This is a genomic window from Lentzea sokolovensis (assembly GCF_033949975.1).
Classification (GTDB): domain Bacteria; phylum Actinomycetota; class Actinomycetes; order Mycobacteriales; family Pseudonocardiaceae; genus Lentzea; species Lentzea sokolovensis.
In genome coordinates this window covers 40,663-52,730 of record NZ_JAXAVU010000015.1, presented here as the reverse complement: position 1 = coordinate 52,730, position 12,068 = coordinate 40,663, and the positions used below count along the sequence as shown (strand labels likewise).

Here is a 12,068-nt window from a genome sequence, read left to right as displayed (position 1 = left end):
GGAGGCTGCCGTGGGTGCGGGTCGCGCGTTGGGGTTGTTGCTGGGCGTGGCGGCGGACGCGGTGTTCGGTGATCCCCGCCGATTTCACCCGGTAGCGGCATTCGGTTCGTCGGCCGCGGCCCTCGAAAAGCGTCTTTACGCGGACTCGCAGGCCGCCGGTGCGGCGTACACGGCCGTGCTGGTCGGCGGGACCGTGGCCGCCGGTGTCGCCGTGGAGCGGCTCGCACGCCGCCACTGGCTGACGCAGGCGCTGGCGACGGGCGCGGCGACCTGGGTGGTGCTGGGCGGCAACTCCCTGGCCACCGAGGGCACGTCGATGGGCCGCGAACTGGCCGACGGCGATCTTGAGGCCGCACGTTCGCGGTTGCCGAGTTTGTGCGGCCGCGACGCCGCCCGCCTGGACACCACGGGCCTGGCGCGCGCGACCGTGGAGTCCGTGGCCGAGAACACCTCGGACGCCGTCGTCGCCCCGCTGTTCTGGGGCGCGGTCTACGGGGTCCCCGGCCTGCTGGGCTACCGCGCCGCGAACACGCTGGACGCGATGGTCGGCCACAAGTCGCCGCGGTATCTGCGGTTCGGCTGGGCCTCGGCCCGCCTGGACGACCTGCTGAACCTGCTGCCCTCACGTCTGGCGGCTCTTTTGACGGTCGGCGGCGCCCCGGTCGTCGGCGGCTCGGCCTCGCAGGCCCTGGAGACCTGGCGCCGGGACGCGTCAGCGCACCCGTCGCCCAACGCGGGCCAGGTCGAAGCGGCGTTCGCCGGCGCCCTGGAGATCCGCCTCGGCGGCCGCACCGTCTACTCGCACGGCGTCGAAGAGCGCCCGGTGCTCGGTCACGGCCGCAACCCGGACTCAGGTCACGTGACGCGTGCCGTGGAGCTGTCCCGCGTCGTCGGCTTCGGCGCGGGCCTCGTCAGCGCCTTCGTCGCCCTCTTCCGCAAGTAGCTCGGCGATCGACTTCTTTTTCTTCTTGCCCTCGTAGAGCACGCCACCCGGCCGTGCCTCGCGAATCGTGAAGTACAGCCAGCCACCGACCGCCATGACCCCGAACGCGATCCACTGCAGCGCGTAGGAGAAGAACGGCCCGGACTCCAGCCGGGGCAACGGCAACGTGTCCAGCGCACCAGGCTGCTTCTCGATCAGCTGGTAGTAGCCGGGCTCGATGTTCTCGCCGATCGCGGTGTTGTTGATCGAGTAGATCTGCCGGCGCCCGTCCTGCTGGAACGCGGCCTGGGCGTTCGACTCGTTGGGCCGCGCGAGCCCGATGAGCGTGACCTCACCCGTCGGCGGCGCGGCGAAGTCCGGTGGCTTGATGCCGTTGACCGGCCGCACGTACCCGCGGTCGATCAGGATCCGGTGGCCCGTGGTGGTCTCGAACGGCGTGATGACCTCGAACGCCGCCTCACCCTGCACGGTCCGCAGCCGCGCGAGGGCTTCCAGCTCCGGCAGGTAGCGGCCCTTGATCTCGACCTTCTGCCACTCGTCGTGCTGAGCGCCGAACTGAGCGGGATCGCTCTTCAACGACTTGGTGATGGCGGAGTTCTGCTGCTGCCGCTCGTCGTTGCGGCCGAACTGCCACGGCGACAGGAAGTAGACGCAGGCACCCGCGAACACCCAGACGGCCAGGGTCAGCGCCAGCCAGCCCGGCTTGAGGAGGAACTTGAACCGCACGTCCTCACGGTAGATGACTGTTCAGAGCGCCCTGAGCGCGGCCACTGACTGCACCAACCCACAGCGTTCGAGCGAGACGAGGACGTCTCCGATCGTGCCGGGAGGATTGCGCCAAGAGTTCGCGATCTGCTGGACGCAGCTCCAGACGACCTTGGCGTCGAGCCCGATCTGGTCGCCGACGAAGTCGTCCGCGTCCTTGGGGCCGATGTCCCATTGGCGCAGGGCCTGGGTGGGAAAGTCCTTCAAGTTGTTGGTGACGATCACCTGCGCGCGAGCCCTGATCGCCGCCGCGAGCACGTGGCGGTCGTCCGGGTCCGGCAGGTCCACTGAGGGGATCAGCGGCTCGTGGCCGGTGACCAGACAGTCCCGGACAGCCGTGAGCATCAGCGACCGGGTCCGCAGGAGCTGCTCCTCGGAGAGGTCCGGCCGGTTCTTCCGGATGTTGCGGAACACCTCGTCGAGGATCTGCTCAGTCCACTTGGCCTGCACGAGACCTGCCGCCGCGATCCGGATCAGCAGGTCTCGCAGAGTGCTCGGGTAGAGGACGTTGGCGTCGTAGAGGACGACGAAACTCACTCAGGCCATGCCCATCTCTTGCGTGAGCGCCGACAACTCGTCAGCCGCTCGCCGCCGCCGTTGGTCGTCGTTGCGCATGTAGTCCACCAGCGACACAGCCTTGATGCGGCGGTGTTTGCCGACCTTGCGGTATTCGATCTCGCCGGCTTCCAGCAGACCGATCAGGTACGGACGTGACACGTTCAACAAGTCTGCGGCTTGTTGCGTGGTCAGCTCGGCGTCAGCGGGCACGACCGACACGCCATGACCCGCGGCCATGTAGGCGAGGATCTGGGCGAAGAGCTCGACGGCCGCGCGCGGCAGCACCAGTACGTCGTCGTTCTCCTCGACCCTGATGCGGACGTCAGCCTCGTCGTCCTCGTGGTCGTGCAGGTATTCCTTCACTCTCGTCAACGCGGCGCCGGCCCTGACGACGGCACGATCGTCAGGCTGGACAGCTCGCAACGCTGCGGAACCCATCGCCTTCCTCCTTCCGCTATCCGCAGTATCCGCAGTATTCGAAGCAATCGCAACGCCCTATCGGGTGAGCTGGACCTCGTGGAACTGGGTCACGAACCCCTCTCCCTCAGGACTCGCCGCCATGATCCCGACCTTGGCTTCCTCGCCGGGCGGGAAGTAGGCCTTGCGCAGCACGTTCGCCGGCTCCCGGCCGTCGGTTCCGTACCGGACCCACACCGCGTCACCCTTGCGTTCGGCGCTGATGGTGAAGCGCTCGAACGGCTCGGTGAGCGCCAGGTTCCAGTCCGAGAAACCACGCGTGACCACCGTGCTGGCCTGCCGCTTGCCGTCGAACACCTCGACCCCGGCCTTGATCCAGTTCTCGCCGTCGATCAGCAGCCCGACGCCGGCGTGGTCGTACTGCGCCACGTACTCGCCGGTGAACGTCGCCGTGATGGTGAAGTCGCCGGTCAGGCTCACGCCGTAGAGGTGGCCGTTGTCTCGGACGACGCCGTTGCCGGTGAGGCGCCAGAAGTCGCTGCTCGGGTCGGCGTGCACGGTGAGAGGGTCGGTCGACCACTTCCGCGGTTCGTTCAGCCACGTCCAGCCGGTGAGGTCCATGACCTCATCCTCGCAAAACCGCTCGCATCGCGGCCACGGCTTCGGACCGGTAGCCGCCGCCGAACAGCACGGCGTGCACGAGCAGCGGGAACAGCTGGTGCAACGGCACTCGCGCCTGCCAGCCGTCGGCCAGCGGCGCCACCTCCTGATAGGCGCCCAGCACGTGGTCGAGGAACGGGCAGCCGAAGAGCCGGAGCATCGCGAGATCGCTCTCCCGATGACCGCCGTGGGCCGCGGGGTCGATCAGCCACACCTGGCCGTCGGCGCCCCACAGCACGTTGCCGCTCCACAGGTCGCCGTGCAGCCGTGCGGGAGGTTCCGGCGGACCGGCGATCTCGCTGATCCGCGCGCACACCTCACTCACGTCGATGCCCGCTTGCCGCGCGTACGGCTCGATGCGTTGTGACGCGAACCACGACGGCCACTGCGGCGCGGGCTCGTTGACCATCGGCGCCATGCCGATCGTGGCCTCGCGCGGGCCGCCGGGCGGTGCGGAGCCGAAGGCCTCGGCTCCCGCGAGGTGCAGGGCGGCCAGACGGCGTCCGAAGGTCACGGCCGCCTGAAGATTCGGCTCGCCGGCCGGGATCTCGTCGATCACCAGCGTGCCGTCCTCGGCGCTGTGCACGAACGGGATCGGCGGGCCGCCGTCGACGCGCAGCCACCGCAGACCGGCCGCCCCGGCAGCGGTCGCCTGAGGCGACTGGTGCTTCGTCCTCAGAGCCGCTCGCGAACCCACGCGATCAATCCCGGCATCGCCGCCTCGGTCATGACCAGCACCTCGTCGAACCCGGAAGCGTCGCCGTAGTACGGATCCGGCACGTCCGCGCCGTCGGCGTCCGGATCGAACGAACGGAGCAGCCGCACGCGATCGGGATCGGCCATCCGGCGCAACGCGCGGGCGTGCCCGGCGTCGAGCGCCACCAGCAGATCCGCGTCCAGGTGGTCGGGACCGACCTGGGCGGCGACGTGGTCGGTGGGATATCCGTTGTCCGCCAACGTCTTCAGTGCGCGAGGGTCGGCGGGGTCGCCGACGTGCCATCCGCCGGTTCCGGCACTGGACACCCGGACCTCGGAGGACAATCCTTCCCGGGACAGCCATTCTCGGAACACGAGCGCTGCCACGGGGGACCGGCAGATGTTGCCGGTGCAGACGAACGAGACGTGCATGGAACGCAGCCTAAGTGGTGCCGCCGCACGGTAACGCTCAACCGCTGTCGCAAGATGTATGGACAAACGACATGGAGGCCGCCCATGCAGACAGGTACCGACGTGCCCCCGCAACGGGAGATCATCGGGTGTACCGACGCCCTCGGGCGCCGTCGTGCGTTCGAGGTGTACCTCAACGAGAAGGGTCGCGTCTGCTTCCGCACCCCGCCCGGTGAGTCCGCGCAGCTCGACGCCTTCCAGCTGGACGAGCTGATCAGCCACCTCACCGAGCTCCGCCGCTACATGCAGTGACGCGGGCACCTGAGCCCGTCGCCTAGAATTTCCGGCGATGACCAGCTCAGATCTGCGCCACCACGGTGACGTCGACGCCGCGCCAGGTCTCGCCGACTTCGCCGTCAACGTGCGGGTGCCGCACCCGCCCGATTGGCTGCGCGAACGGCTGGCCGCGGCGCTCGACGGACTCGGGCGTTACCCCTCGAAACCGGCTGAAGAACGCGCTCGTGAGGCCGTCGCACGCCGTCACGGGCGCTCACCGGACGAGGTTCTGCTGCTCAACGGTGCCGCGGAGGGCTTCGCGCTGCTGCCGAAGCTCGCGCCGCGCCGTGCCGCGATCGTCCACCCCGGGTTCACCGAGCCCGAGGTGGCTTTTCGCGATGCCGGAATTCCGGTCGAACACGTGCTGCTCGACGGCGACTTCCAGCTGCGTGACGTGCGGTCGGACGCCGACCTGACCGTCATCGGCAACCCCACGAACCCGACGTCGGTGCTGCACGAGGCCGCCAGGCTCAAGGCGTTGCCCGGCAGGCTGGTCGTCGACGAGGCGTTCATGGACGCCGTTCCCGGTGAGCCCGAGTCGCTCGCGCACGACCCCGACGTGCTGGTTCTGCGCAGTCTCACCAAGACCTGGGGCCTCGCCGGCCTGCGCGCCGGCTACTTCCTCGGCGACCCGGAGACCCTCGCGCGGCTCGCGCACGGCCGCCCGCACTGGCCCGTGGGCAGTCTCACGCTGGAGGCGATCACGGCGTGCTGCGAGCCGGAAGCGCTCGAACAGTCCTCGGGCTTCGCGAAGGAGGCCGAACGCCATGCGGCCTACGCGTTGGAGCAGCTCCAAGACCTCGTCGTCGTTGCGCCGAAAGGTCCGTTCCTGCTGATCAGGGCGCCGAGGGGCACGCGGCAAGCGTTGCGGGACAAGGGGATCGCGGTACGCCGCTGCGACACGTTCCCTGGACTGGATGACACGTACCTGCGCGTGGCGATCCGGCCGCCGGAGGAGTTCGCCGTGTTCGTGGACGCGTTGCGGGTAGTGATGGAGGAACAGGCGTGAAGCTCGCCGACGTGATCGCGGTCCTGGAGGCCGCGTATCCGCCGAAGACCGCCGAGAAGTGGGACGCGGTCGGCCTGGTCTGCGGTGATCCGCAGGAGGAGGTCACGAGGGTCCTCGTCTGCGTCGACCCGACGTCGTCCACTGTGGACGAGGCGGTCGAACGCGGCGCGCAGCTCGTGCTCGCGCACCACCCGTTGCTCCTCAAGGGCGTCAACGGGGTTCCGGCCGACGACCCCAAGGGTGCGTTGGTGCACAAGCTGATCCGGAACGGCGCCGCCTTGTATTGCGCGCACACCAACGCCGACAACGCGCTTCCGGGCGTCTCGGACGCGCTCGCGAAGGCCATCGGGCTCACCGTCACCGGCCCGCTCGACGCCACCCCGCACGCCCCGAAGGACGTGCTGGCCACGTACGTACCGGCCGCGGACGCGGAGCAGGTGCTCAAGGCGCTGACCGAGGCGGGCGCGAGCGCGGCCGGCGAGCTGACCGGGCACGAGGAGACGCGCATCGAGGTCGTCGTGCCACGCGCACGCCGCAACGCGGTCATCAGCGCACTCCGCGACGCCTGCGAGGAACCGAGCTTCACGTTGCAGGAGACCGTCGGTCTGCCGGGCGACACCGGTTCGGGCCGCATCGGTGAGCTCGCGGAACCCGAGCCGCTCAGGGCGTTCGCCCAGCGGGTGGCCGACGCGCTGCCCGTCACCGTGCAGGGCGTGCGGGCGGCGGGAGACCCGGAACGCCTGATCAAACGGGTCGCGGTGTGCGGCGGTGCGGGCGACAGCTTCCTGAACGCGGTGAAGCGCGCCGGCGTCGACGCCTACGTCACGGCCGACCTCAGGCACCACCCGGCTTCGGAGCACATCGAGTCCGGCGGCCCCGCGTTGGTCGACGTCGCGCACTGGGCCAGCGAGTGGCCGTGGTGCGAGCAGGCGGCGGAGATCCTGCGGGAGGCCTTCGGCGGTAGGGTCGACGTACTCGTCTCCACTCGCCGGACCGATCCGTGGACCGTCGGTGCGACGAGCACAGCAGCAGGAGGACATGCGTGAAAGCCGATCCCGCAGTGCAGCGCAGGCTGCTCGACCTGGCCGAGGTCGACGCCGAACTGGCGCGTGTCACCCACCGTCGCCGCACGCTGCCCGTAATCGCGGAGATCAACGAGGTCGAGCAGCAGGTGCGGACGAAGCAGGACGCACTGGTGGCCGTGGAGACGACGCTCACCGACCTCGACCGCGACGTGAAGCGCCAGGAGACCGAGATCGAGCAGGTCCGCGCCCGCGGCGAGCGCGACCGCAAGCTGATGCAGTCAGGTTCGGTCGGGGCCAAGCAGCTCACCGAACTGGAACACGAACTCGCCACCATCCAGCGCCGCCAGGGCGTCCTCGAAGACGACCTGCTGGAACTGATGGAACGCCGCGAAGCCGTCGACGCCGACGCGTCCTTCGCGCGCGTGGAGCTCGACAAGGCCCGCACCGCCCTGGAAGACGCGAGCCACCGTCGTGACGAGGCCCTCGCCGACCTGGAGGCGACCGAGACCCGCCGCACCGCCGACCGTTCGGTGATGGCGAAGGGTTTCCCGGACGACCTGCTCAAGGCCTACGACCGCCAGCGCGAGCAGCGCGGCATCGGCGCGGCCCTGATCCAGTCCCGCCGCTGCGGCGCGTGCCGGATCGAACTGGACCGCAGCGCGGTGTCGAAGCTCAAGGAAGCCGCGGCCGACGAGGTCGTGCGGTGTGAGGAGTGCGGCGCGATCCTGGTCCGCACCACGGAATCAGGTCTGTAGCCGGATCCGAAGCCGACGAGGGGACTGCCCGGCGGGCGGTCCCCTTTTCTCGTCATTCGCCCCGCGCGCGACGCAGACGCAGCGCTGAGACGAGGAAGAACACGCCGCCGATCGCCGCGTAACCCGCGAGGTTGGTCAGCGTCGCGTTGTCACCGCTCGCCTGCAGGAAGAACGACGTGCCCGCGAGCGTGGAGATGGCACCGCTGATGATCATCGGCCACTGACCGCCGAGGCTCCTGCGCACGAGACCGGCGGCCAGCTGCGCCACGCCGGACACGACGGCCCAGACACCCCACACCTGCAACACGGCCGGAATCCCGGACGTCACGGCGAACGCCAGACCGGCTGCCGCGAGCGTGCTGACGGCGATGTTGGCGTAGAGGGCAGCCGAGGCCCGACCGCCCCGTGCCGCGCGGCTGTCGACGACGATCGCTGCCACGTCGAACAGCGGGTAGAGCACCAGCAACGTGCCGCTGACCGGCCCGATCTCGGCCCCGGTGAGGAACAGCAGCACCGCCCACACGATCGCGAAGCCGAAACGGACGAGGTAGAGCGTGCGGAGGGCGGGGGCGAGAGTCGTGGGTGAGGCTGCGTCGATGCTCACGAGGTGTCCTTGAGGTAGGGAGAACGTTCTTTCTATTTCGAGGCTGTCAGCACTCGCCGACGCTGTCAAGACCGAACGTTCTCTCTGCTACCGTCGAAAGGTGACCCGCACCGTGTCCGACGCCAGGAACCGCCTGCTGGGAACGGCCAGCCGGCTGTTCTACGGGGAGGGACTGCACTCCGTCGGAGTCGACCGCATCCTCGCCGAGGCGAAGGTGACCCGCGCGACCATGTACCGCCACTTCGCGGGCAAGGAGGACCTGGTCCTCGCCTACCTGGCCGAGGCGGACAGGGCGACCCGCCAGAACGTCGAGGCAGGCGTCGCCGCGGCCACGAACGACGCGGACGCCGTGCGCGCCGTCGCGAAGGGGATCGCCGGGCACATCCAGATCGAGGGCTTCCGCGGCTGCGCGTTCCTCAACGCCGTGGCGGAGTACGCCGACCCCGCGCACCCCGTTCACAAGGCAGTGCAGGCACACCGCCAATGGTTCCTCGACACCGTCACGGGCCTACTCGCACGCGTCGGCAACGCTCCCGCGGAACTCGACGGCCGGCACTTCGTCATGTTGCGCGACGGCGCGATGGCGGCCGGTTGCCTCTCGGATCCGGGCCCGATCGGAGACACCTTCTGCGAAGCGGTCGAGGGCATCCTCCGAGCGCGCACGTCCTAGGCGCTCAGGCCTGCCTCTCCAGCCAGGGAACGATCGCGGCGACGAAGCCGTCGGGGCTGGTCATGGGACGGCCGTTCATGGTGGCGACCAGGTGACCGATACCGAACAGCGCGTCCCAGGTGCGGGCACGGCGGTAGGTGGTCTCGGAGACGGCGCGACGAACGGTGTCCCAGCCGTGCCAGGCCATCTGGGCGGCGTCGATGGCGGGATCGGCGGGCATGGCCATGTCCCAGTCGAGCACGCCGAGCAGCTTCCCGTCCGCGGACCAGTGCACGTTGGAACCGCTCAGATCGCCGTGCACCAGGGCGTCGGGCACCGGTTCCAGCGCCAGAACGGACTCCAGCCGCCGCAATCCCTCTGACCGCCAGCGAGCGGGCAGCCGGGGAATGATCTCCTCGACGATGATCGTCGACCACGACGGACCCTGCGCCCGGTCGTCCAGGACCGCCATCAGCGAGTCGCCGAGCGGCACGGAGCGCACGGCTTCCAGGACTTCGGCCACCTGCGCCGGATCTCCGGCGCCTTCGGGCAGAGCGGCACCGTCGATCCACGACACGGCGACAGCGGCCCGATCGCCGAACGTGGTCACGGGCGTGAGCGGGTGCGGCACCTGGAACGGCAACCCGGCGGAAGCCAGTTGCCGCAACACCTCCACCCGGCGGGGCATCGACGCGGCGCCCAGCGGCCGCGTGCTGACTCGCACGGCGGCGACGCCGGGGACCAGCAGCACGTCGTGGACGTTGCCGTCGGCCGCGACGAAGGCGTCGTCCAGTCGCGCGCCGGGCAGCAGCGCGGAGGCGATCTCCAGCAGGTCCGGTGCGGCCTTGATCATGCCGGGAACCTACAACCTGACCGCCGATCACCATGCGTGTCCGTTATCTGACCGTCCGAGTTCCGGTATTTCGGCCCGGTGATTCGGGTCGTCTGCGGCGAGCGCCGGTGCCGCCGGCGTGTTCCGCTGGCTGATCAGCGAGTTTCAGGAGGTTGGTCATGTCTGGTCTGCTGATCAAGAGTTTCAACGCACCCGAGGAGTCCCGCCCCTTCGAGCAGGGCACGGGCCATCTGGACCTCATCAACTCCGACGCCGGTGCGGTCGGCCGGGCCGTGTTCGAGCCGGGCTGGCACTGGGCCGAGCACGTGAAGCCCATCGCGGGGACCGACAGTTGCCAGGTGGCGCACAAGGGCTACTGCGTGTCCGGCCGGATGAAGATCGTCATGGACGACGGCGAGGAGGCCGAGATCGGCGCGGGCGACTTCATGATCGCCGCACCGGGCCACGACGCGTGGACGGTCGGCGAGGAGGCCTGCGTCATGATCGACTGGCAGGGCATGGACGACTACGCCAAGCGGTGATGCCGGGCGGATGCGCGAGAGGGCTGGAGCGTTCCGGCGTTCCAGCCCGTTGATCGGTCTTGAGCCGGGGTCAGGACGTGCCGCAGCCGGCGATCCATCTCGGTTCCCGCGCCACGACCGTGGAGAGGAAGGGCCGGTCCGTGCACGAGCGCTGCCCGGCCGCGAAGATGTCCGCTCTGAGCTGCCGGAGGTACAGCGCGCCGGGCATCAACTCCACCAGCTCCTCCCGGCAGTGCGCGCATCTCGTGCTGTGCTGCCAGAACTCGTCGGTCTCCTCGGCGGTGAGCATGCCGAGCAGGTAACTGCCGGCGGACACAGCGTGCGGACAGGCGTCGGTCACAGGCTCTCCTCCACTTCTGGGCGGCGGAAAAGGGTGGACGAGCGGCGGCGTGGGGCACAGGCCGCCGCCCGTCCGGAGCGGGCGACCCGATGTGGGGGCAGTCGGGTCGCCGGATGTCCTGGCGCGTCAGCGGTTCGAGCGGGTGGGTCTGCCAGGCTCGCGGTCGGACTTGCCGGGCTTCTCACCGAGCAGCCCGGCGCAGAAGCCGGGCACCCGTTCGGCGCCCCCCGCGGCCGTGATCAAGGCGCTGAACGCCGGGTTGTCGTGCGACTTGCCGTGTTCAGCGCCCGCGCCCGCCGTGTAGGCCTGGCACAGGCCCTTGAGCGACGGCGAGGGAGAGGCGGCGCTGTTGTCCGGCTTCCGCTCCGGCCCCTTCGACGTCGTGGCGGTGGTGGCGGACGTCGTGCTGACGACGTTCGTACCGGCGGGTGTGGTGGGTTCCTCGCGCTGCTGACCGGGCAACGTGCCCGCCGCGGCGGCCAGCGCGATGCCACCGGCGGTCAGTGCCGCGACACCGGCGATCTTCACAGCGAGCAGGTTCGCCAGTGCGGCCTTGAGCATCCGGGATCTCCGTCGCTGAGGGGCGGGAGCGAGACGAGCGTCGCGGAACGCCGCCAGGGCGGCCTGCTCACCGGCCAGCTCCCGGTCGCGGGCCGGCGCACCCGCCGCCGCGAGCAGGTCGCTCAGCCGATCGCGTCCGGCGACCGATTGCTGACCGGGCGCACTGCGCAGCAACTGCTCCGCGGTGTGCCGGTCGATGCGACGGGAACGGTGGGTGCTCATCTCATGTCCTTCAGCGTCAGGGCTCGGTTTTCTGTCACTCCGACGGTGTCGGCCCTGGTGGAGACGTTGCGGCGAGGTGCTCGGCCAGCGTGCGCAGACCGCGGTGCGCCGCGGTGCGCACGGCGCCGGCGCGCTTGCCGAGCACCTTGGCCGCGGCCTTCGCGTCCAGGCCGACGACGACCCGCAACAGCACGGCCTCGGCCTGGTCCCGTGGCAGCCTGGCGATCAGGGCCAGCGCGGCGTCGGTGGCCGCGGAGTCCAGCGCCGCCTGAGCGGTGTCCTCCGGCCCAGCCGGTTCGGCGACGTCCTCGACGGTCCCGTGCACGACCGGCCGGCGCTGCTGACGGCGGAGGTGGTCCATCGCGCGGTTGCGGGCGATCGTGGTCGCCCAGCCGCGGAACCCGTCGAGGTCGCCGCGGAACGATCCCAGGTCCCGCGCGATCTGCAGCCAGGCGTCGGACGCCACGTCCTCGGCATCGGCTCCGACCAGCACCTGGAGGTACCGCAGCAGCTTCGGCTGGATGTCTCGGTAGAGAGCGCGGAAGGCGTCCTCGTCACCTCGTCGCACCGCCGCGAGGACCGTGTCCCCAGAGGAATCTCCGGGACTCGCACGGCTCATCGACCACGCGACACCGGAGATCTCACCGCTGTCGCCGAACCTCGCCGCACTTCGCACGCGCGGCATCCTGAACGACTATTCGTCTCATGCCAAGCCTTCGCCGTCCGGGGGCAGGCGTGCGCGT

18 protein-coding genes are annotated in these 12,068 nt (G+C 70.0%); 7 read left to right on the top strand and 11 right to left on the bottom strand.

Translation table 11 applies throughout. The features are described from left to right. Positions 1-10 precede the first annotated feature (10 nt). The gene (locus tag SK854_RS38645; protein WP_319980103.1) at positions 11-943 is read left to right on the top strand and encodes a cobalamin biosynthesis protein; all 933 of its coding nucleotides are present in this window, start codon (positions 11-13) and stop codon (positions 941-943) included. Here the strand turns inward: SK854_RS38645 and SK854_RS38640 are convergent. From SK854_RS38640 to SK854_RS38615, 6 genes are read right to left on the bottom strand one after another with little or no spacing between them, the layout of a single operon-like run. Continuing rightward, positions 851-1,669 carry an SURF1 family cytochrome oxidase biogenesis protein gene (locus SK854_RS38640; protein WP_319980102.1) on the bottom strand — a complete coding sequence of 273 codons (819 nt, stop codon included), beginning with the start codon at positions 1,667-1,669 and terminating at the stop codon, positions 851-853. The genes SK854_RS38645 and SK854_RS38640 overlap by 93 nt on opposite strands. Before the next feature lie 21 nt (positions 1,670-1,690). Then, positions 1,691-2,245 (bottom strand): PIN domain-containing protein, encoded by a 555-nt coding sequence (locus SK854_RS38635; protein WP_319980101.1) that lies wholly within the window; start codon positions 2,243-2,245, stop codon positions 1,691-1,693. Beyond that, positions 2,246-2,704 carry a helix-turn-helix domain-containing protein gene (locus tag SK854_RS38630; protein ID WP_319980100.1) on the bottom strand — a complete coding sequence of 153 codons (459 nt, stop codon included), beginning with the start codon at positions 2,702-2,704 and terminating at the stop codon, positions 2,246-2,248. A 57-nt stretch (positions 2,705-2,761) separates the two neighbouring features. After that, positions 2,762-3,304 carry a DUF1349 domain-containing protein gene (locus SK854_RS38625; protein WP_319980099.1) on the bottom strand — a complete coding sequence of 181 codons (543 nt, stop codon included), beginning with the start codon at positions 3,302-3,304 and terminating at the stop codon, positions 2,762-2,764. A 4-nt stretch (positions 3,305-3,308) separates the two neighbouring features. Next, positions 3,309-4,040 (bottom strand): fructosamine kinase family protein, encoded by a 732-nt coding sequence (locus tag SK854_RS38620; RefSeq protein ID WP_319980098.1) that lies wholly within the window; start codon positions 4,038-4,040, stop codon positions 3,309-3,311. Continuing rightward, positions 4,019-4,471: a low molecular weight protein-tyrosine-phosphatase gene (locus tag SK854_RS38615; protein ID WP_319980097.1), complete on the bottom strand. Its 453-nt coding sequence runs from the start codon at positions 4,469-4,471 to the stop codon at positions 4,019-4,021. Before SK854_RS38615 ends, SK854_RS38620 begins: the two co-directional genes overlap by 22 nt. An 84-nt stretch (positions 4,472-4,555) precedes the next feature. Between SK854_RS38615 and SK854_RS38610 the strand changes: the two genes are divergently transcribed. From SK854_RS38610 to SK854_RS38595, 4 genes are read left to right on the top strand one after another with little or no spacing between them, the layout of a single operon-like run. Further along, positions 4,556-4,762, top strand: a complete 207-nt coding sequence (locus tag SK854_RS38610) for a hypothetical protein (protein WP_030472678.1) — start codon at positions 4,556-4,558, stop codon at positions 4,760-4,762. A 37-nt stretch (positions 4,763-4,799) separates the two neighbouring features. Beyond that, positions 4,800-5,795 carry an Rv2231c family pyridoxal phosphate-dependent protein CobC gene (cobC, locus tag SK854_RS38605; RefSeq protein WP_319980096.1) on the top strand — a complete coding sequence of 332 codons (996 nt, stop codon included), beginning with the start codon at positions 4,800-4,802 and terminating at the stop codon, positions 5,793-5,795. Next, a complete protein-coding gene (locus SK854_RS38600; RefSeq protein ID WP_319980095.1) occupies positions 5,792-6,841 on the top strand; it encodes a Nif3-like dinuclear metal center hexameric protein in 1,050 nt (349 codons plus the stop codon). Before cobC ends, SK854_RS38600 begins: the two co-directional genes overlap by 4 nt. Continuing rightward, positions 6,838-7,575, top strand: coding sequence for a zinc ribbon domain-containing protein (locus SK854_RS38595; protein ID WP_319980094.1), 738 nt, complete (start codon positions 6,838-6,840; stop codon positions 7,573-7,575). Before SK854_RS38600 ends, SK854_RS38595 begins: the two co-directional genes overlap by 4 nt. Before the next feature lie 52 nt (positions 7,576-7,627). Here SK854_RS38595 and SK854_RS38590 read toward each other — a convergent pair whose 3' ends face one another. Beyond that, positions 7,628-8,179 (bottom strand): hypothetical protein, encoded by a 552-nt coding sequence (locus tag SK854_RS38590; RefSeq protein ID WP_319980093.1) that lies wholly within the window; start codon positions 8,177-8,179, stop codon positions 7,628-7,630. Positions 8,180-8,291: 112 nt separating this feature from the next. On the opposite strand from SK854_RS38590, the gene SK854_RS38585 reads away from it, so the two are divergent. Then, complete coding sequence (locus SK854_RS38585) at positions 8,292-8,849, top strand: TetR/AcrR family transcriptional regulator (protein ID WP_319980370.1); 558 nt, start codon at positions 8,292-8,294, stop codon at positions 8,847-8,849. Between the two features lie 4 nt (positions 8,850-8,853). On the opposite strand, the gene SK854_RS38580 is transcribed toward SK854_RS38585, so the two are convergent. After that, a complete protein-coding gene (locus tag SK854_RS38580; RefSeq protein WP_319980092.1) occupies positions 8,854-9,681 on the bottom strand; it encodes an aminoglycoside phosphotransferase family protein in 828 nt (275 codons plus the stop codon). 158 nt (positions 9,682-9,839) lie between these two features. Here SK854_RS38580 and SK854_RS38575 point away from each other — a divergent pair, with 158 nt between their 5' ends. Then, positions 9,840-10,202 carry a cupin domain-containing protein gene (locus SK854_RS38575; RefSeq protein WP_319980091.1) on the top strand — a complete coding sequence of 121 codons (363 nt, stop codon included), beginning with the start codon at positions 9,840-9,842 and terminating at the stop codon, positions 10,200-10,202. A 70-nt stretch (positions 10,203-10,272) separates the two neighbouring features. Here the strand turns inward: SK854_RS38575 and SK854_RS38570 are convergent, their stop codons facing one another. From SK854_RS38570 to SK854_RS38560, 3 genes are all read right to left on the bottom strand, one after another. Further along, entirely contained in the window at positions 10,273-10,542 is a 270-nt protein-coding gene (locus SK854_RS38570; RefSeq protein ID WP_319980090.1) for a hypothetical protein, read from the bottom strand. A gap of 126 nt (positions 10,543-10,668) precedes the next feature. Beyond that, positions 10,669-11,325, bottom strand: coding sequence for a hypothetical protein (locus SK854_RS38565; RefSeq protein ID WP_319980089.1), 657 nt, complete (start codon positions 11,323-11,325; stop codon positions 10,669-10,671). 34 nt (positions 11,326-11,359) lie between these two features. Beyond that, positions 11,360-12,001 (bottom strand): RNA polymerase sigma factor, encoded by a 642-nt coding sequence (locus SK854_RS38560; protein ID WP_319980088.1) that lies wholly within the window; start codon positions 11,999-12,001, stop codon positions 11,360-11,362. Positions 12,002-12,068 lie beyond the last annotated feature (67 nt).

What these genes read in the sequence shown, in the direction of transcription:
- SK854_RS38575 (WP_319980091.1), top strand. Translation starts at nt 9,840, where the DNA reads ATGTCTGGTCTGCTGATCAAGAGTTTCAACGCACCCGAGGAGTCCCGC.
- SK854_RS38610 (WP_030472678.1), top strand. Translation starts at nt 4,556, where the DNA reads ATGCAGACAGGTACCGACGTGCCCCCGCAACGGGAGATCATCGGGTGT.
- SK854_RS38565 (WP_319980089.1), bottom strand. Translation starts at nt 11,325, where the DNA reads ATGAGCACCCACCGTTCCCGTCGCATCGACCGGCACACCGCGGAGCAG.
- SK854_RS38580 (WP_319980092.1), bottom strand. Translation starts at nt 9,681, where the DNA reads ATGATCAAGGCCGCACCGGACCTGCTGGAGATCGCCTCCGCGCTGCTG.
- SK854_RS38615 (WP_319980097.1), bottom strand. Translation starts at nt 4,471, where the DNA reads ATGCACGTCTCGTTCGTCTGCACCGGCAACATCTGCCGGTCCCCCGTG.
- SK854_RS38630 (WP_319980100.1), bottom strand. Translation starts at nt 2,704, where the DNA reads ATGGGTTCCGCAGCGTTGCGAGCTGTCCAGCCTGACGATCGTGCCGTC.
- cobC (WP_319980096.1), top strand. Translation starts at nt 4,800, where the DNA reads ATGACCAGCTCAGATCTGCGCCACCACGGTGACGTCGACGCCGCGCCA.
- SK854_RS38625 (WP_319980099.1), bottom strand. Translation starts at nt 3,304, where the DNA reads ATGGACCTCACCGGCTGGACGTGGCTGAACGAACCGCGGAAGTGGTCG.